Source organism: Salinispora sp. CH2A1_6 (assembly GCF_056820975.1).
This window is the reverse complement of record NZ_JBXEDG010000010.1, coordinates 176,035-194,834: the sequence shown is the minus strand read 5'-3', so window position 1 is coordinate 194,834 and position 18,800 is coordinate 176,035. Positions and strand designations below refer to the sequence as shown.

General features: G+C 69.5%; 16 protein-coding genes. 7 read left to right on the top strand and 9 right to left on the bottom strand.

All coding sequences use genetic code 11. The features are described 5' to 3' along the window. Positions 1–51 precede the first annotated feature (51 nt). Positions 52–1,431 carry a protein kinase domain-containing protein gene (locus AC1UKG_RS14405; RefSeq protein WP_026271150.1) on the top strand — a complete coding sequence of 460 codons (1,380 nt, stop codon included), beginning with the start codon at positions 52–54 and terminating at the stop codon, positions 1,429–1,431. Between the two features lie 33 nt (positions 1,432–1,464). Here AC1UKG_RS14405 and AC1UKG_RS14400 read toward each other — a convergent pair whose 3' ends face one another. After that, positions 1,465–2,139 carry a DUF305 domain-containing protein gene (locus AC1UKG_RS14400; RefSeq protein WP_018742673.1) on the bottom strand — a complete coding sequence of 225 codons (675 nt, stop codon included), beginning with the start codon at positions 2,137–2,139 and terminating at the stop codon, positions 1,465–1,467. Positions 2,140–2,388: 249 nt separating this feature from the next. Here AC1UKG_RS14400 and AC1UKG_RS14395 point away from each other — a divergent pair, with 249 nt between their 5' ends. Further along, positions 2,389–3,831, top strand: coding sequence for a hypothetical protein (locus AC1UKG_RS14395; RefSeq protein WP_018742674.1), 1,443 nt, complete (start codon positions 2,389–2,391; stop codon positions 3,829–3,831). A gap of 88 nt (positions 3,832–3,919) precedes the next feature. On the opposite strand, the gene AC1UKG_RS14390 is transcribed toward AC1UKG_RS14395, so the two are convergent. Genes AC1UKG_RS14390 through AC1UKG_RS14380 form a run of 3 tightly spaced genes read right to left on the bottom strand, consistent with a single transcriptional unit; the run spans position 3,920 to position 7,376 of the window. After that, positions 3,920–4,744: a MerR family transcriptional regulator gene (locus tag AC1UKG_RS14390; protein WP_018742675.1), complete on the bottom strand. Its 825-nt coding sequence runs from the start codon at positions 4,742–4,744 to the stop codon at positions 3,920–3,922. A 54-nt stretch (positions 4,745–4,798) separates the two neighbouring features. Then, positions 4,799–6,409: an asparagine synthetase B family protein gene (locus AC1UKG_RS14385; RefSeq protein WP_482642507.1), complete on the bottom strand. Its 1,611-nt coding sequence runs from the start codon at positions 6,407–6,409 to the stop codon at positions 4,799–4,801. Between the two features lie 4 nt (positions 6,410–6,413). After that, positions 6,414–7,376, bottom strand: a complete 963-nt coding sequence (locus tag AC1UKG_RS14380) for a DUF5715 family protein (protein WP_018742677.1) — start codon at positions 7,374–7,376, stop codon at positions 6,414–6,416. 287 nt (positions 7,377–7,663) lie between these two features. On the opposite strand from AC1UKG_RS14380, the gene AC1UKG_RS14375 reads away from it, so the two are divergent. Together AC1UKG_RS14375 and AC1UKG_RS14370 are read left to right on the top strand one after the other, a co-directional pair. Continuing rightward, a complete protein-coding gene (locus AC1UKG_RS14375) occupies positions 7,664–9,403 on the top strand; it encodes a DEAD/DEAH box helicase (protein ID WP_018742678.1) in 1,740 nt (579 codons plus the stop codon). 286 nt (positions 9,404–9,689) lie between these two features. Further along, positions 9,690–10,028, top strand: coding sequence for a histone-like nucleoid-structuring protein Lsr2 (locus AC1UKG_RS14370; RefSeq protein ID WP_011905986.1), 339 nt, complete (start codon positions 9,690–9,692; stop codon positions 10,026–10,028). Positions 10,029–10,896: 868 nt separating this feature from the next. On the opposite strand, the gene AC1UKG_RS14365 is transcribed toward AC1UKG_RS14370, so the two are convergent. Beyond that, entirely contained in the window at positions 10,897–11,604 is a 708-nt protein-coding gene (locus AC1UKG_RS14365) for a nitroreductase family protein (RefSeq protein ID WP_482643202.1), read from the bottom strand. A gap of 48 nt (positions 11,605–11,652) precedes the next feature. Here AC1UKG_RS14365 and AC1UKG_RS14360 point away from each other — a divergent pair, with 48 nt between their 5' ends. The 3 genes from AC1UKG_RS14360 (at position 11,653) to AC1UKG_RS14350 (ending at position 13,582) form a co-directional block, all read left to right on the top strand. Beyond that, complete coding sequence (locus AC1UKG_RS14360; RefSeq protein ID WP_018742680.1) at positions 11,653–12,384, top strand: helical backbone metal receptor; 732 nt, start codon at positions 11,653–11,655, stop codon at positions 12,382–12,384. Between the two features lie 118 nt (positions 12,385–12,502). Then, positions 12,503–13,066: a DoxX family membrane protein gene (locus AC1UKG_RS14355; protein ID WP_018742681.1), complete on the top strand. Its 564-nt coding sequence runs from the start codon at positions 12,503–12,505 to the stop codon at positions 13,064–13,066. A gap of 138 nt (positions 13,067–13,204) precedes the next feature. Beyond that, complete coding sequence (locus AC1UKG_RS14350; RefSeq protein WP_018742682.1) at positions 13,205–13,582, top strand: FKBP-type peptidyl-prolyl cis-trans isomerase; 378 nt, start codon at positions 13,205–13,207, stop codon at positions 13,580–13,582. Between the two features lie 83 nt (positions 13,583–13,665). Here the strand turns inward: AC1UKG_RS14350 and AC1UKG_RS14345 are convergent, their stop codons facing one another. The 4 genes from AC1UKG_RS14345 to pdhA all read right to left on the bottom strand — a co-directional run bounded on the left by AC1UKG_RS14345 (position 13,666) and on the right by pdhA (position 18,739). Next, positions 13,666–14,949, bottom strand: a complete 1,284-nt coding sequence (locus tag AC1UKG_RS14345) for a L,D-transpeptidase family protein (protein ID WP_033662584.1) — start codon at positions 14,947–14,949, stop codon at positions 13,666–13,668. A gap of 243 nt (positions 14,950–15,192) precedes the next feature. After that, positions 15,193–16,569 (bottom strand): dihydrolipoamide acetyltransferase family protein, encoded by a 1,377-nt coding sequence (locus AC1UKG_RS14340; protein ID WP_029123029.1) that lies wholly within the window; start codon positions 16,567–16,569, stop codon positions 15,193–15,195. After that, complete coding sequence (locus AC1UKG_RS14335; RefSeq protein ID WP_018813452.1) at positions 16,554–17,558, bottom strand: alpha-ketoacid dehydrogenase subunit beta; 1,005 nt, start codon at positions 17,556–17,558, stop codon at positions 16,554–16,556. The genes AC1UKG_RS14340 and AC1UKG_RS14335 overlap by 16 nt, the downstream gene beginning before the upstream one ends. Beyond that, on the bottom strand, positions 17,558–18,739 hold the full coding sequence (gene pdhA / locus AC1UKG_RS14330) for a pyruvate dehydrogenase (acetyl-transferring) E1 component subunit alpha (RefSeq protein WP_026271149.1): 1,182 nt from the start codon (positions 18,737–18,739) through the stop codon (positions 17,558–17,560). Before pdhA ends, AC1UKG_RS14335 begins: the two co-directional genes overlap by 1 nt. Between the last annotated feature and the right edge of the window lie 61 nt (positions 18,740–18,800).

Here is an 18,800-nt window from a genome sequence, read left to right as displayed (position 1 = left end):
GGCGGGGCGGCACGGCGCATCGCCGCCGACCGCTGTAGGTACGGTGTTGGCGTGTTGATATCGGGCGTCGTGCTCAGCGGTCGATACCGCCTGGACGAACGGATCGCTACCGGCGGCATGGGGGACGTCTGGCGGGGCGTCGATCTGGTCCTGGACCGACCCGTGGCGGTGAAGGTGCTGCTGCCAGCGCTCGTCTCCGACCCCGACTTCATCGCCCGGTTCCGCACCGAGGCGCGGATCATGGCCGCCCTGCGGCACCCCGGGGTGGTGCAGGTCTTCGACTGCGGCGCGGACGAGCTGCCCACCGGCGACCAGGCCAACTACCTGATCATGGAGTTCGTTACCGGCGAGCCCCTGACCCGGCGGATCGAAACCGCCGGTCGCCTCGACGTAGTCGAAACGATGTCAATCGTCGAGCAGGCCGCACAGGCGCTGGAGACCGTGCACCGCCACGGCGTCGTGCACCGGGACATCAAACCAAGCAACCTGGTGGTGCAGGAGAACGGCACCGTTGTGCTGGTCGACTTCGGAGTGGCCCGGTCGACCAACGTGACGAGCATCACCCACACCGACGCCGTACCGGGAACCGCGCTCTACATGGCGCCGGAGCAGGCCGCCGGGCGGCCGGTCTCCGGCGCCACCGACATCTACGCGCTCGGAGCGGTGGCCTACTGCTGCCTCAGCGGCAGCCCACCATTCACCGGCGAGAGTCCGCTACAGGTCGCCGTCGCGCACCTCGACGAAGATCCACCCGAACTCCCCCACGACGTCCCGGAGGCAGTGCGGGCGCTGGTCCGCCGCGCCCTGGCGAAGAACCCCGAGAACCGGTTCAGCAGTGGCTCTGCGATGGCCGCAGCCGCCCGCGCCGCGGTGTCGGACCCCACAGCGGCGACCGCACCGGTGCACCCGGGGGGCTCGGTGGCGCTGCGCACTGCCGAGCCGACGACGCTGACCGACAACCTGGTCGTTGACGCATACCGCCCAACCCGACGCGGACCGTTGGTCGGGGTGGTGGCCACCGTGGTAGTGGCGATCGCCGGCCTGGCCGCGGTGGTGGGGATCGGCGCGGCCGCGGGCAACCGGACGAGCGAGACCCCGCTGTCAGTGCCGACGGCGACAGCTGACGACGGGGCACCGCCGCCACCCACTGCGACCACCAGTTCGGCGCCGCAGCGTCCCCACCAACCGAACGGGTCCACCACCAAGCCACCACAGCTGCCGATACCGACACCAACGGCGTCGGCGTCGGTATCCGTGTCGGCGTCGGCATCAGCATCGGTGTCATCATCGGCGGACGCATCGCCGAGCCCGAGCGAGCAGCCGACCTCCTCCACGCCCGAGCCCTCCCCATCAGACTCCGAGACACCGCCCCCGAGCGGCGGCCCCACGACGATGCCACCGAGTCCCACCGCCACCCCACCAGGGCAGTAGCGTGACCCGGAGTCCCGGCGCGGTGTCGGCGGATCAGTGGCCGAGCAGTTCCCGCATCCGGCCGATCTCGACGTCCTGTTCGACCGCGACCGAGTTCGCGAACTCCAGGAGCACCGGCTCCGCCCCGACCCTCAACAGGTCGACGGACATCTCGACCGCCCCGGCATGGTGATCGCTCATCATCTCCACAAAGAGTCGGTCGAACTCGGTCCCTCGAGACGCGGCGAGACGGCGCATCGCCTCCGGCGACTGCATGCCACGCATCGCGCTGTGATCGTGCTCGGGAACCTCCACCGGTAGGTTGCGGGCCTCGAGCCAGGCCCGCAGCACCTCGATCTCCGGCGCCTGACTGGCCCGGATCCGCTCAGCCAACGCCGCCACCTGTGGATCGGCGGCCCGCCCCGGGACCAACTCCGACATCTCCAGAGCCTGCTCATGATGCGGGATCATCATCTGGACGTACCAGGTATCCAGCGAGTTGTGCGCTCCGGCGGCGTTCACCCGCACCTCGTCGGCAGGGCGGATCCGAGCCGGCTCTCCGGGCCGGCCGGGCACGATGACCGACGGACCGCGACCGTCGCTGACCTCGGTCGCCGTCGGGTCCGCGGACCGTGACCGGTCCTGGGCGGCCCCCGACCACACCACCGCGCCGAGCAACAGAGCCACCGTGGTGACAACGGCCAGCACCCACCTACCCCGCGCGGTCATCCGACACCCCCTGGAGGTCTAGATCACGACGATCGTAGCCATCGACAACCGAGAGTACATGTGACGGGAGTCACCGCACGTCGCCCGGCAAAGCAGCCGACCGACAGCCCGAGGGCCTCGCCGTCGCCGAGATCAGTCAGCGCCGGAACGGGCCCGAAACCGACACCGATCGACCGTAATGGCTATCGATACTCGTCGTTTCGGCGGTAGGGTATGGCCAATCCTCACACCTCGCGAAGGGCCTCGCCGATGAGCAGATCCCGCACGCCGCGGTCCCGCTGGCTCGGCACACTGAGCCTGGCCGCGGCCGGCCTTCTCCTGACGAGTGTGGTCGCCGCAGCGCCCCGTGACGCCAGCGCGGCCACCACCAAGTCCAGCGCCGTCACCACCGCGGACATCCCCGGGGTTGACGAGATCCGCAGCAGCCCCAACCTGAAGCAGGTCGCCAACCTGCCACTGGAGACACCGCTCGACGCGACGAACAGCGACCTCGCCTTCCAGGGCCGGTACGCCTTCGCCGGCAACTACAACGGCTTCGTTATCTACGACATCTCGCGTCCGGCCGCACCGACGGTCGTCTCCCGCGTGCTCTGTCCGGGCTCGCAGAATGACATCTCCGTCCACGGCGACCTGCTCTTCCTCTCCACCGACTCGCCCCGCAGCGACGACTCGTGCGACAGCACCCGGGTGCCGTCAAGCGAGACCCAGTGGGAGGGCATCAAGATCTTCGACATCAGCGACCTGGCCAACCCCCGCTACGTAAAGAGTGTGCAGACCGCCTGCGGTTCGCACACCCACACCCTGGTTCCCGGCCGGAACAAGGCGACGATGTACATCTACGTCTCGTCGTACGGCCCGTCGGACACGTACGTCGGCTGCCCGCCGCCGCACGACTCGATCTCCATCGTCAAGGTGCCGGTACAGCGGCCCACCGACGCGGCGGTGGTGGCCACCCCGAACCTCTTCCCCGACGGCGGCTTCGAAGGCGTGCCCGGGCAGAAGTCGGCGACCAGTGGTTGCCACGACATCACCGCCTACCCGTCGAAGAACCTGGCCGCCGGCGCCTGCATGGGTGACGGCATCCTGATGGACATCTCGGACCGGGAGGCGCCGCAGGTCATCAACCGGGTTCGGGACACCGAGAACTTCGCCTTCTGGCACTCCGCCACCTTCAACAACGCCGGCACGAAGGTGATCTTCACCGACGAGCTGGGCGGCGGCGGCGCTCCCACCTGCAACGACACCATCGGCCCCAACCGGGGGGCCGACGCGATCTACGACATCGTGGGTCGCGGCGACGACCGCACCATGGTCTTCGGCAGCTACTTCAAGATCCCGCGGGAAAACGCCGACACCGAGAACTGTGTGGCGCACAACGGCTCGCTGATCCCGGTGTTCGGGCGGGACATCATGGTCCAGGCGTGGTATCAGGGCGGCATCTCGGTCTTTGACTTCACCAACTCGGCCAACCCCCGCGAGATCGCGTACTGGGAGCGGGGACCACTGGACGAGGAGATCCTCATCGGCGGCGGCTCCTGGTCCGCGTACTGGTACAACGGCTACATCTACTCCAACGACATCACCAAGGGCCTTGACGTTCTCCGGCTCACCGACTGGCGCACCTGGACGGCCAACTTCGTCCGCTACCCGGAGCTGAACGCACAGACCCAGACCGGTCGCTTCGGCCGATAGCCGCCGGGTCACCGGCCACGACCGGACGCACCAAGGGGGGTCGGCTTCCACCCGGAGGTCGACCCTCTCACGCGGCGGCGGGCGTAGGTCAGACCCGCGTCACTGGTTGCTGTAGCTCCGTAACCCCGGCCGCGGGATCATCGGCGCAGTACTCCACGTACAGTTCGCGGTGGTAGCCCTCGGCCCGCCAGCCGTTCTCCTCGATCCACTGAGCCAGCAGCTGTAGGGTTCCCGCGACCTCATCCATCGGCCCGCGGTGAATCACGGTCGCCGCTGCCGGCACCGCCGGCAGATCTACGACCGCGAAGTCCCGCGCCGGATCCGGGCCGACCGCGACCTCGATGGCGGCGTGCACCACCACCTTCTCCCCGTCCCCGGCCGACTCGTAATAGGCCAGGCCGGGCCCGGTCGGCGGCGCCTCCGCCACGGCCAGCCGCCGGAACAACTCCGGGTAGAGCGGCTGGATCGCCCGACCAATGTCAGTGGTCTCGTGGCTGGCCGCCGTTGCTGTCAACTCCGCGACGCGCAGCGATGACAGTTCCTTGAGCACGACGTCCTGCGTGGTCATCCGACCCTCTCTCTCGATCGTCCGAAGCCTCGCCTCGATCCGGGTCAACCGCGCGGCGTCCGCCGCAAGCTGCGCCGCCAACTGAGCCCGGCGCAGTCGCAGCATGCCGCGTAGCTCCGCGACATCCAGCGCATCGTCGAGGACCTGCTGCACCTGGGCCAGCGTGAGACCAAGGTCCTTCAACGCGAGCACCCGGTTGAGCCGGCGTAGCTGGTCGGCGGTGTAGTACCGGTAGCCACTGCGGGCGTCAACAGCGACCGGCCGGAGCAGTCCGATGCGGTCATAGTGTCGCAACATCCGCACTGATACCCGGCCGAGCCTGGCGAAGTCTCCGATTGTGAACATGGCACCTCCACGGTCGGCCCTGACACCGTGTCAGGGTCAACCCCGGACCCGTCCTCAGTCGGGCAACGACACGTCGTCCCCCCGGCTGCGACGCGGTCCGACCAGCCGGCGTACGACCGGCACCGCGTTCCACTTCGCCGCGCCGACCAGGTCCCGTGCGTGCTCCAGCACCGTGTAGTCCGGGCGTGCTCGGCCGGCGGCGATCGCCCGGTCCAGGTCGTTGCCACAGCTGGTCAGCACGCGGCCGAAGTCCCGGCGCACCGGCTCGGCCAGGTCGTAACGGAAGGAGCGGTGCAGCCGGGCGAAGACCGGCTTGTAGAGCCGGGCCCGCTCGTGCAGACCCGAAGAGTACGACATCGGGTTCTTTGGTCGCTGCCGGATGTAGTCCGGCAGCAGATCGGCGAAGGCGCGCCGGACGATCCACTTCTCCTGCCCCGCGCGCAGCTTCAGCCCCATCGGCAGCCGTATCGCGAGCTCGACCACGCTCGGGTCCAGGAACGGCACCCGGGCCTCCACCCCGTACGCCATGCTGGTGCGGTCGACCCGTTGCAACTCCGTACGGCCGAGGTTGCTGATCCTGTGCAGAAAGAGCCGACGGGCGGCCTGCGGGCCGACCCGGTGGTACATCGGGTAGCCGCCGAACAACTCGTCCGAACCGTCGCCGGTGAGTGCCACCTTGACGCCCAACTCGCGCAGCCGTCGGAAGAGCGGCACCGAGACCACCGCGTTGATGATGTCGCCATACTCGGTGAGTTCCGAAATCCGGATCGCCTCCCGAATCTGGGCCAGGCGGATGTCTCGCGGTTGCAACTCCACCACCTCGTGCGGGACCCCAAGGTCCTTCGCCAGCCGACGCGCGTAACGCACGTCGGGGCTCTCCGGCACGCCGACGGTGACCGCCACACAGTCCGGGTGTAGCTCGCGGGCGTGTAGCAGCGCGAGTGAACTGTCCAGGCCACCGGAGAGGACCACGCCGACGGTGAGGTCGGTGTCCAGCCGTGCCCGGATGCTGTCGGTGAGGGCGGCCCGGACGAGCAGGGCGGCCTCGTCCGGGTCGTCCACCGTCGGTAACCCCGCGCCGAGGGCGAGCAGGTTGACGTACGGACGCAGGCTGCCTGCGGCGTCGGCCTGCACCCACCCGTGGTGTCCGGGCGGCACCTCGGTGATCGGCGCTCCGCAGCCGACCAGGGCCTTGACCTCGCTCGCCACCTGCAGACAGCCCGGGGCCTGGGTCCAGTACAGCGGCTTCACCCCGAGCGGATCACGCACCAGGTACGCCCGTCCGCTGGCCCGTTCGACGATCACAAAGGCGTACTCACCGCGCAGCCGGGTGACCATCGCCTCGCCCCAGTGCAGGAATCCGGCGAGTACCACCTCGGTGTCGCTCATTTCACGGAAGCGGTATCCCAGGGCGGTCAGCTCCACGCGCAGCTCATGGTGGTTGAAGACCTCGCCGTTGTAGCAGAGCACCCACCGCTCGTCGGCGGAGACCCAGGGTTGCACCGCCCGCTGCCGGTCCACGACCGGCAGCCGGCGCACCCCGGTGAGCAGGCCAGTCTCGGACCGGGTCTCGGTCACCTCACCACGTGGCTCCAGGGTGGCGAGCATCCGTCGGAAGACAGCCGGATCAGCCTCCGGACCGAGGCTCACCGCGATCCCACACATACGTTCACACCCCCAGCTCGGCTTCGTATGCCCGGCGCAGTCGACGGCGGGCTCCGGGTGCCAGGCACAGGTGCCAGGCCTGCCCCTCGTCAACCACGTTGACCTCACCCGCCCGCTGCCGGGCGAGGAGCAGTTCGGCGAGGATGTCCCGGGCTTCGAAGCGGTCGAACCAGGTCATCTCCACATCCGCCGCCCAGCCGAAACAGTGCCCGCTGGGCACCATCGCCGCGTACCCGAGCCGCCGCAGCCGGTACTGGTGCTCAGCGCTGCGAACCAGGCTGGTCACCCAGAGCGGCGGGGTCCCGGCGGGGGCATGGGCAGTGAACTCGCGGGCGATGTCGTTGAGTAGTGCCACCATCTCCCGGCGGGATCGGCAGAACAGCAACCCGGCGGTCTGTGGGGCGGCGCAGGGGCGGATTCGGCGCCGCAGCGCCCGCATCCCCCGCTCGAAGATCGTGGCCGGCTGTCCCTGGTAGTGGAAGCGCAGCAGGTCCCGGCGGCGCAGCCACTCCAGGTCAACCAGGTCGGTGCTCTGGTTGACCTGCTCGTCGGTGCGGTAGGGGGGAGCGTCGCGCCACCACATGACATCGATGCGTGAGAGCAGATAGATCCGGGCCAGGGCGGTAAGGTCAGCCGCGGAACTGCGTTCGCTCGGCTGGTAACGAGCCATCTCCAACAGCAGCGTCTCGCGCGCGCCGACCAGGCCAGCTGGGGTGGCCTCCAGCACCGCCGCGATGGCTGGCTCGCGCAGCCGTTGGTCGATCAGCACCTGCCGGGCTACGGTGCTGGCGGCCCCGGCGAGCGCACCCACCTCGACCAGCAGGTCAGCTACGGCGGCTCGGTACGCATCCAGGTCCGGCTCGCCATCCGGAAACCGACGGGACAGGTCCGCCGGCGCGCGGCGGGCCGGAGCAGCCGGGATGGGCGGGCCGGGCTGCTGGCCCGGGCTTCGGCTGGGCAAACGCATCGTCGGTCCCCTCTCCCGTCACCACACCACGGGGAACATCACTCTGCGTGAAATCGTAATCACCTTTACGGGCAGTAGATCGAATATTCCTCTTATTTCCCCGTCAAGGAGTCAAAGAGTCTGGTCAGTCGCGAAGCACCAGTATCTAGACCTTCAGGTAGGAATCCGGCCGTACCCGCCGCCACGCCCCGGTGTCGGCGACCCCGCCGTACGTGGTAGCACCGGCCGGCTGCGGTGATGTGCCGGTCGGCGAAGCGGGCCCCGAGTCGTGATGAAAGGCTTGACGCATGAGTTCCGCACCCGTTAGGCCAGATCCAACAGCTGAACCGTCCACTGACGACGAGGCGACCGCCTTCGTCGACCTGGGCCTGCGCGACGAGCTCCTCGCCGCGCTCGCCGCGCTCGGCTACGAGGAGCCGACGCCGATCCAGCGGGAGGCGATCCCTCCCCTGCTCGCCGGACGGGACCTACTCGGCCAGGCCGCCACGGGCACCGGCAAGACAGCCGCATTCGCCCTACCGTTGCTGCAACGGATGCCCACCGACCGGTCGACCGCCGATCCGGTCGCGCTCGTGCTGGTGCCCACCCGAGAGCTGGCGGTGCAGGTCTCGGAGGCGTTCCATCGGTACGGCAAGGAACTTGGCACCCGGGTGCTGCCGATCTACGGCGGCCAGCCAATCGGTCGGCAGCTGCGGGCCCTGGACGCCGGGGTGGACATCGTGGTGGCCACCCCGGGCCGAGCGCTCGACCACATCGCTCGCGGCACCCTCCGCCTGGGTGATGTCGGCACCGTCGTGCTGGACGAGGCCGACGAGATGCTGGACATGGGCTTCGCCGAGGACATCGAGGCGATCCTGGAACACGCGCCGAAGCAGCGGCAGACTGTGCTCTTCTCGGCGACCATGCCAGCCCGCATCGACGGCATGGCCCGGGCATACCTGACCGACCCGATCCGCATCCTCATCGCGCGGGAGAAGCCGGTAGCCGGCGAGGCGCCCCGGGTACGGCAGAGCGCGTACCTGGTGGCCCGGGCCCACAAACCCGCCGCACTGGGCCGGGTGCTGGATGTCGAGTCCCCCACCGCGGCGATTGTCTTCTGTCGCAGCCGGGAGGAGGTTGACCGGCTCACCGAGACGATGAACGGTCGCGGCTACCGGGCCGAGGCGCTGCACGGCGGGATGAGTCAGGAGCAGCGGGACCGGGTGATGGGTCGACTGCGCGCCGGCACCGCCGACTTGCTGGTCGCCACCGACGTGGCAGCGCGGGGCCTGGATGTCGAGCAGCTCAGCCACGTCGTCAACTACGACGTCCCCTCGGCGCCCGAGTCGTACGTGCACCGGATCGGCCGGGTGGGGCGAGCTGGCCGGGAGGGAGTGGCGATCACTCTCGCCGAGCCGCGGGCACACCGGATGCTCAAGACCATCGAACGGGTCACCGGCCAACGGATCACCATCGACAAGATCCCCACCGTGGCGGACCTGCGCAATCGTCGCCTGGAACTCACCCAGGCCGCGCTGCGGGAGAGCCTACTGGAAGACGACCTGGAGCCGTTCCGGGTGATCGTCGAGTCGCTGAGCGACGAGTTCGACCTGATGGAGGTGGCCCTCGCCGCGGTACGCCTGGCCCACGAGGCCACCCTGCCGGGCGCCCTGGAGGAGGAAGAGGAGATTCCGCAGATCGCGGTTCGCCCACCCCGGACCGGCCGACCCGGGCAGGAGGGCCGGGGGGAGCGCCGGCCCGGACGGCCCCGGAGCACCGGCACCACCCAGGTCTTCGTCGGGCTGGGTCGACGGGCCGGGGTCCGACCGCAGGATCTGGTCGGTGCGATCACCGGCGAGACCGGCATGAACGGACGGGACATCGGCTCGATCGAGATCGCCGACCGCTTCTCGCTGGTGGAGGTGCCGGCGGGGCTGGCCGACGAGGTGATCTCGGGCCTGCGCGGCAGCACCATCAAGGGGCGCCGGGCAACTGTTCGCCGCGACCGGGACAACGACGGGGGTGACCGCCGCCGGCAGCAACGCTGAGCGGGCGGGCCCTCGCCGACGTCCTGGCATTTACGGGGGCCCTTTTGCTGACCCCTCGGTGGCGACGATCGACTCCTCGCCACCGGGTGCTAACACACTCCGGGCGCACCAGCCAGCCGAGGATGGTCGGCACTGGTGCGCCCGAGGCGTTTTCGGTTGCCATCACGGCGATTCGGCACCAGATTCTGCCGCACCCGAAATGAAGTCGACGCGTTTAGTTGCGAAAATGCCTGGGGATAGGTCAAACTTTGACCACACCCCGCCCCCACACAGGGAGTAATCGGCCATGGCAAGAAAAGTAATCACGGTTCTGACCGACGACCTCGACGGCGGAAAAGCCGATCGAACCGTCGAGTTCAGCCTGGACGGCGTGGCGTACACCATCGACGTGTCCGACGAGAATGCGGGCATCCTCCGGAAGACGCTGGATCCGTATCTGAGCGCCGGCCGCAGGATCGGCCGGGGCGGCGTGGACACGTCGCGGGCGCTGCGACGGGGCACCAGCACCGGAATAGACCGGGAGCAGAACCGCGCGATCCGGGAATGGGCCGTGCAGAACGGCTACAAGATTTCTGAGCGCGGCCGCATCCCGGTGGAGGTCGTCGAGGCGTACAAGAAGCGCTGAGCGCCCGAGTACCCACCCGGGCGGGGCCGTGCCGATTCCGGCACGGCCCCGCCGCCTTTGCGCCGACCAACGACCCCGCCGCCAGGGACATGCCCCGCACTCCCCAGCATCTGTTGTGGGCGTCCGCCCGGCCGTGCGTACTCCACGAGCGCACGGACACGGTTGCGGAATCGACCGTGCGGGACTGGAACACCGGACCACCGACGGGCGCCCCGAGTAGCTGAATTGATCCGGGCTCGCCACCATTCGACCGTGACCGAGGTTCGGGGTCATACCGGGCACCACCGGACTTGGCTGCAGTCGGTCCGGCCAGTCAGTTACGGGTCCCACCATGGGCATCGCACGCCAACTGCCCGCATCGGCGATAGCGAGATCCCGGTTGATGAACGACAGTGGCGCCACCCGTCCGACTCGATCGACGCTGGGTGATATGCTCCAAATGCTGCACCAGCAGCAATCAACCCCGAGAGCATAGATGTCGACTGCCGGATCGCTCCCCGGGCACACCGATCCTCCCGCCGGTTCTCGGCCGAAATCCCTCCTTCGTCGCCGCTCTCCGCATCGTCCCCGGGGTTTACCAGGTCACTGCTGGACCACGCGGGTTAACGGTTTCTGGAAGGCAGTGCCGCTGGCCATCACGATGCGCGGTCCACAGCTCCGCCGCCGGCGGCATAAGGAACATCTGGCGACACCACACAGCGGAGCACTGCCGGGTCGCGCCCCGAACGGTCGTTCCGAGTCACCGACCGATCGGTGTTGACGTGGGCGGAACGAAGACAGTCGGCGAGTCGTCGTCGCACCGGACCTGGGGTGGGTGGAGCGCGTTCGCTGCACCCGCGCATGACTGGGCGGACGCGCCCGTCCCCGGTCAGCGCCAGACAACCACCTCGTCCAGCGGCTTGCGGGAGATGTCCGGCACGGTCGCCCCCTGTGCCGGGTAGCCGACCGGGATGATCAGGTTTCCCCGCTCCTCCGCCGGCCGGTCCAACAACTCGTTGAGGAAGCGCATCGGACTCGGGGTATGGGTCAGGGTGGCGAGGCCCGCCTGATGCAGCGCGGCGAGCAGTAGCCCGACCGCGATCCCCACCGACTCCTTGACGTAGTAAGGGCGGGGACTCTGCGGGCCGCGGTGCAGCTCGAAGACGACGATCACCGCTGGGGCGGTCTCCAGGAACGGTTTGCTCGCATCCGTTCCCAGCGGCGCCAGCGCCGACAGCCACTCCTGTGGCGCGCGCTGCTCGTAGAACACCCGCTCCTCGGCCTCCGCGGCGGCCCGCAGCCGCCGCTTGAGCTCCGGCTCGGTTACCACCACGAACCGCCACGGCTGCCGATTCGCGCCACTCGGCGCCGAGGCCGCCGCCCGCAGGGCGTGCTCGAGCACCCCCGCGGGGACCGGTTTCTCGCTGAAGTCCCGCACGGTACGACGCCGGACCATCGCATCGGCGAACCCGCGTACTCGGGCCAGTGCCGCCGCAGGCGGCACGCCGTAGTCGGAGAGCGGTCGGACGGCGGGGGATTGCTCAGCACGGTTCGGCGACATCCGGCCATTGTCGGCCGCCCGGGTGGCCGTGGCCACTCCCGCGCGGGCATGATCGACGCAACGGGCCGACAGGAGGCGGAGCGGATGCGGGTGGTGTCACTGGTGCCGTCGCTGACCGAGGCGGTGGCGTTGACGCTGCCCGGGGCGCTGGTCGGCGCCACCGACTGGTGCACCCATCCGGTGGGGCTACAGGTGCCCCGGGTCGGCGGCAGCAAGTACCCGGACCTGGACCGGGTGCGCGCGCTCCGGCCGGATCTGGTTCTGCTCAACGTCGAGGAGAACCGGCGCGAGGACGCGGACGCCCTGGTGGCGGCGGGGGTGCCGGTGCGGGTCACCTACCCTCGTACCGTCGATGGGGCGCTCACCGAGCTGGCCGAGCTTCTCGCCGAGCTGGGTTCGCCAGGTGAGCCCGAGTGGTTGGTGTCCGCCCGCCGCGCCTGGGCGGAACTGCCCGAGGACCGGTCACCGCGTCGAGCGGTGGTGCCGGTCTGGCGGCGCCCGTGGGTGGCGCTGGGTCGGGACACGTTCGCCGGGGACGTGCTCCGCCGACTGGGGCTGACCAATCTGTACGCCGGCCACGCCGAGCGGTATCCTCGGCCGTCCCTGGACGAGCTACACGGCCGGGATCCTGCGCTGGTCGTGTTACCCGACGAGCCATACCGTTTCACTGTGGAGGATGGGCCGGACGCATTCCCCGGGCTCCCGTGCGCCCTCGTCTCCGGCCGGCACCTGACGTGGTACGGCCCGTCCCTGGTGGAGGCGCCCGCCGTCTTGGCCGCCCAGCTGACGGCACCGGTCACCCACCCGGCGGGTTGACCCCACAGGCCCAAGGTCCCGGCTGACGAGCCCACATGACCCTGTTCGCACACGTTGCCACTGCGATCCAATTGACACGCCACAGGCAGTGCGATCCGAGGCACCAGCAGGAAGGGGCGTGGAGACGATGACCGCGACGACCAAGCGGAACGCCACCGAGACCACCAGCAACCTGAACCAGGTCGAAACCGGGCAGGGGCGGGCCGCCCGCCACGTACTGGCCGGCACCCGCCTGGCGCTGGGCTGGATCTTCCTCTGGGCCTTTCTGGACAAGCTGTTCGGGCTGGGGAGGGCGACCGAAGCCGACAGCGCCTGGATCAACGGCGGCAGCCCGACGAGGGGCTTCCTGAGCTTCGGCGCGACCGGCCCGTTCAAGGGCTTCTACAACAGCATCGCGGGCGCGGCCTGGGCCGATTGGCTGTTCATGATCGGCCTGGCGGCCATCGGCACCGCCCTACTGCTCGGGATCGGCATCCGGGTCGCCGCCGCGACCGGCGGACTACTCATGGTCCTGATGTGGACGGCCGCCCTGCCGCCGTCGAACAACCCGTTCATGGACGACCACCTGATCTACGCCGCGGTGCTGGCGGTCATCGCCCTGCTCAACGCCGGTGACACCTGGGGTCTCGGTCGCGCCTGGGCCGGACTCCCGATCGTCCGGCGGATGCCCTGGCTCCGGTGACGATCCCGGTACTCCGCTGGGCGGGCGTCACCAGTGGTGACGCCCGCCCAGCGTGTTTGCGGCCCCCTGGCGGTCGGCCAGCGACCATCCGGCAGGATCAGGCAGGTCAGGCACCACGACGAAGGACAGGAGACGCTGGTGAACCAGGCAACGAAGCCCGAGGTGGGACCGATCGAGGGCGCCCCGCCGAGCGAGCTCCTCGTTGAGGAGATCACCGTCGGCGAGGGAGCGGAGGCGCAGGCCGGGCAGGTCGCCCGCGTCCACTACGTCGGTGTCGCCCACTCCACGGGCCGTGAGTTCGACGCATCGTGGAACCGTGGCGAGCCGCTCGAGTTCCCCCTCGGCGGCGGGCGGGTCATCGCTGGCTGGGACCAGGGGGTGGTCGGCATGCGGATCGGCGGTCGACGGCGACTGACCATTCCGCCGCACCTCGCCTACGGCGACCGTGGCGCCGGCGGCGTCATTGCGCCGGGCGAGACGCTGGTCTTCGTCGTTGACCTGGTCGGCCTCCGCTGACCGTCCCACCGACCGGGCCCGGGCGTTCCCTCCGGATCACCGAAGGGAACGCCCGGGACCACTCGTCACCTCAGCGCTGGCGGTCAGCCGCCGCTCACGGAGGGCTCCGGGGCAGGGGAACCGCTGCCCTCAGACGGCACCGGTGCCGGGGAGCCGCCGGCCACCGCGCCCGGGTTCGGGGCGGCCTGGCTTGGCTTCAGGCCGGCCGGCACGGGCAGGGCGCTGCCCTTGACGTACTCCTCCCAGCTCACGTTCCAGGCGGTCCAGCCGTTGCCCTCATCCAACGTCACCTCGGTACCCTTGACCGTCACCAGGTCGCCGACCTGGGTGACGCCCATCAGCCAGTCGGCGCTGGCGGCCGAGAGGTTGGTACAGCCGTGGGAGACATTGCGGTATCCCTGAACTCCCTCCGACCAGGGCGCGCCGTGGAGGAACTCACCCCGCCAGGTCAGCCGCTGTGCATCCTCGACATCCACCACGTACGGGTCCGCCGAGCCACGGGTGTCGAAGGTGGTGAACTCATGCTTTTCCATGATCACCATCTTCCCGCTGGAGGTCGGCGTGCTCGGCTTGCCGAGGCTCACCGGTAGCTCCCGCAACAGCTTTCCGTCCTGGAACACCGACATCTGCTTGGTCTCGTTGTCGATCTCCAAGGCGACCTGGCGGCCGATCTTCGAGGTCGCCCGCCGGTCGGCGTCGCCCACGTACTCCTCGCCGATCGGCAGGCCCTCCAAGCCGGCGCGGAAACTGATCGTCGTACCCGGTTGCCAGAAGTCCGGTGCCCGGTAGTAGGCCTGGCTGCCGTCGGACACCCAGGACCACACCCCCGGCTGGGACGGGTTGGTCCGCACAAACAAACGCCGCTGCACCGCGGCCCGGGCTTCCTCCGGAATTGGCGGATCGAACGCGACCGTCACCGGCATAGCGGTTCCGTACGTCCGGTCACCCGCAAAATACAACGTACTGGTGATTGCCGGTTTGGTGGACTTCGGCCTAGTAGTGAAGGTTACCTTTCGATTGGTGGTGGTTTTACCGGAGTCACCGGTAGCGGTCACCTCAGCCGTGTATGTCTGTTCTGACTTCAACGGCACACTCGGCACCCAGGTCGAGCCATCCTCCCGAGGCTCCCCCTTGACCTCGTTCCCCGCGTCATCGGTGACGCGGACCGCGGTAATCGTCCCGCCCTTGACCGTGGTGCCGACCTCGGCGCTGATCGGGACGTCTGTCGCTTGGTCGGCCGGCGTCACGGTCAATTCCGGCGGAGCCGGTTGGGCCTCCTTGCGCTCGCCGACGGTGCACCCGACGAGCGCTACCGATACGGCCGCGACAGTTACCGTGAGCAGCGTCATTCGCCGCCTGAATGTCATGTGCGCACCCCCGTTGGTCGCCTCCTCCGCCACATTCTCTCCGCCGCGCCACCCAGGGAGTGCATTTTTGACAAATTTGACGACGTATTATCTCCCATATTTTCCGGCTTTCGGCTTTCTACGCCGAAACCGCCCGATCATGTTTCACTGCTCCTATCCGGGCGATCCACGGCCGTTCGTCTGAAATTCACCCAAACGTCCGGCGGAGCCCGGAACGCGGGGCCTACCGGCCCCGCGTCCTGGTCAGAGGTTCGCGATCAGCACTGCTGGCCGCTCGACACAGTCCGCGACATGCCGCAGGAAGCCACCGGCCACCCCGCCGTCGCAGACCCGATGATCGAAAGTAAGGCTGAGCTGCGTCACCTTGCGTACCGCGAGCTGCCCGTCCACCACCCACGGCTTGTCCACGATCCGCCCGACGCCGAGCAGCGCCGCCTCCGGATGGTTGATGATCGGTGTGGACCCGTCCACCCCAAACACACCGTAGTTGTTCAACGTGAACGTCCCGCCGGTGAGCCGGGTCGGTGGCAGCGTGCCAGCCCGCGCCGCCGCCGTGGTCTCGGCCAACGCGGTGGCCAGTCCGGCGGTGGTGAGCCGCTGCGCGTCGCGCAGCACCGGAACCACGAGCCCTCGGTCGGTCTGGGCGGCGATGCCCAGGTGCACCCCGGCGGACTGGACGATCCGCTGCGCCCCACTGTCTACCCGGGCATTGAGCTGGGGGAACCTTCGCAGCCCAGAGAGGCAGATCCGGGCGAGCAGCGCCAGGATACTCACCGGTTCGGCCGGGGTGGCGGCGTTGATCGCCGCGCGGGTCTCCAGTAGGGCAGTCGCGTCGGCATCCACCCAGATCGTCACCTCCGGAATCTCCTGCCGGCTGCGGGAGAGCTTGTCGGCGATGACCTTGCGGATGCCGGTCAACGGCAGGATCACCTCGCCGTCGGCGGGCACGGCGTCCGCCGCGGGCACCGCGACCGGAGCGGGAGTGGCCGCCTCCACATCAGCCCGCCGAATCACGCCGCCACGGCCAGTGCCACGCAGGGCGGCCAGGTCAACGCCGTGCTGCTTCGCCAGCCGCCGCACGATCGGCGAGATGACCCGAACGCTCACGCCGGACGCTCCCCGACCACCACTCGGGACAGCGTTGGTCCGAGCAGCGCCACCCGAGGCGGCTTCGCTCCCAGCAGCGCCACCCAAGGCGGCTTCGGCCGGTGCGGATCGGACAACCCGGGGCCGGCCTCGGCGCGCCGCTCCGCCGTGGCCGGTGCCATACCCAATCAAGACGTTCCCGGAGCCAGCCTGCTCCTGCTCCCGGTTGACCACGGGCCCGCCAGAGCTACCCGGAGCAGCATCCGTCTCGACCGCGTCCAGCGACGCGATGGTGATCAAGGGCTGGCCGACCGGCCGCACCTCACCCGCCATGCCGTGCAGGGCCACCACCCGTCCGGCGTACGGGCAGGGCACGTCCACGACCGCCTTGGCGGTCTCCACCTCCACGACGGTCTGGTCCACCGTCACCGTGTCGCCCACGGCGACCCGCCACTCGACGATCTCCGCCTCACTCAGCCCTTCCCCGAGATCCGGCAGAAGGAAGACCCGCTCACTCATCAGGCCGCCACCCACCGCTCGTCGGGCTGGTCGTCCCACTGGAGGCGGGCCACCGTGTCGAGCACGCGATCCACCGACGGCAGGTGGGTGTGCTCCAGCATCGGCGCCGGATACGGGATGTCCAACCCGGCAACCCGCAGCACCGGGGCGTGCAGGGAGTGGAAGCAACGCTCCTGCATCCGCGCGGCGATCTCCGCGCCGACCCCGGCGAAGCCCTGGGCCTCGTGGACCACCACGCACCGGCCGGTCTTGCGCACCGACGCCGCCACCGTGTCGTCGTCGAACGGCACGATCGTCCGCACGTCAACGACTTCAAGGTTCCAGCCCTCCGCCTGGGCCGCCTCGGCGGCCGCCAGGGCCACCGGCACCGCCGGTCCGTACGCGACCAGGGTGGCATCAGTGCCCGGACGACGTACGACGGCGCGGCCGAACGGCTCGGTCCTGGCTGGCAACTGCGTCTCGGCGCTGGCGAAGTAGAGCTTCTTCGGCTCCAGGAAGACGACCGGATCCGGATCGTCGATCGCCGAACGCAGCAGCGAGTAGGCATCTGCCACGGTGGCCGGGGTGACAACCTTCAGACCGGGCGTGTGCGCGTAGTACGCCTCGGAGGAGTCGCAGTGGTGCTCCACCCCGCCGATGCCCCCGGCGTACGGGATCCGGATGACGATGGGCGCGGTCAGCGCGCCCCGGGTGCGGTTGCGCAGCTTCGCCACGTGCGAGGCGATCTGCTCGAAGGCCGGGTACCCGAACGCGTCGAACTGGATCTCCACCACCGGCCGTAGCCCGGACATGGCGAGGCCAACCGCAAAGCCGACGATGCCGGCCTCAGCGAGCGGAGTGTCGAAGCAGCGCTTGTCGCCGAAGCGGGCCGCCAGCCCGTCGGTGATCCGGAAGACCCCGCCAAGTTGGCCGACATCCTCGCCGAAGACGACCACCCGGTCGTCGTCGAGCATCGCATCGGCGAGCGCGGTGTTGAGCGCCTTCGCCATGGTCATGCTTGCCATCACCCAGCTCCCTCCTGGTCAGCGGCCAACTCGGCACGAACCTGCGCCCGCTGTTCGACCAGTTGCGGCGTTGGTTCGGCGTAGACGTGGTCGAAGAGCGTCATCGGGTCAACGGTTGGCTTGTCGTGCATCCGCTCCCGCAGGTCGGCCGCGTACTCCTCGGCCTGCGCGGCCACCCGCGCCACGGTGGTGTCGTCCAACGCCCCCCGGTCCCGCAGGTGGGTCTCCAGCCGAACGACCGGGTCCCGGTCCTGCCAGCTCTCCACCTCATCGGCGTCCCGGTAGCGGGCGGCGTCGTCGGCGTTGGTGTGCGGTTCCATCCGGTAGGTGTGCGCCTCCACCAGGAAGGGGCCGTGGCCGGCACGGGCGTGCGCCACCGCCCGGGTGAGCACCGCGAGGACAGCGACCGGGTCGTTGCCGTCGACCCGCTCGCTGGGCACGCCGTACCCGACGCCCTTGTACGCGAGACTGGGTGCGGCGGTCTGCCGGGACAGCGGCACGCTGATCGCGTACTCGTTGTTCTGGATGAAATAGACGACCGGCGCCTTGAAGACGGCGGCGAAGTTGATCCCCTCATGGAAGTCACCCTCGCTGGTGGCACCATCGCCGAGAAAGGCCAGTGCCACCGTGTCCCGGCCCTGGTGCGCCTCGCCGTAGGCGAGGCCGGCGGCGTGCACACACTGGGTGGCCAACGGGGTGCACTGCGGGGCGGTACGCCGGACGGCCGGATCGTAACCACAGTGCCAGTCCCCACGGAGCAGGGTCAGCACCTCAACAGGGTCGATCCCCCGGGCGGTCAAGGCCATCGACTCGCGATAGGTCGGGAAGACCCAGTCGTCGTCCCGCAGCGCGAGCATCGCACCGACCTGACACGCCTCCTGGCCCCGAGCCGACGGATAGACGGCGAGTCGGCCCTGTTTGGTCAGGGCGGTGGCCTGCAGGTCGAAACGGCGGCCGAGCACCATCCGGCGGTACAGCTCGACCAGCACCTCAACCGGGGGCGCCGGGTAGTCGGGGTGCGCCAATAGCGGGGCACCGGCGGGGTCTAGCAGGCGAATCTGCGCACTGGCGGGCAACAGTGGGCGAGCCGGGTCCGGCGGCGCGGCCGGCCGGGTCTTCTTGCGGACCGCCCGGGGTGTGGTCGTCACGGCGGATACCTCCTGGACATCTGGTGCGCCCATGCTCCTGCGGTCGGATGATTGACTCAAGATCCCCCGAAAACGCAGGATGATTGGTCTGCAG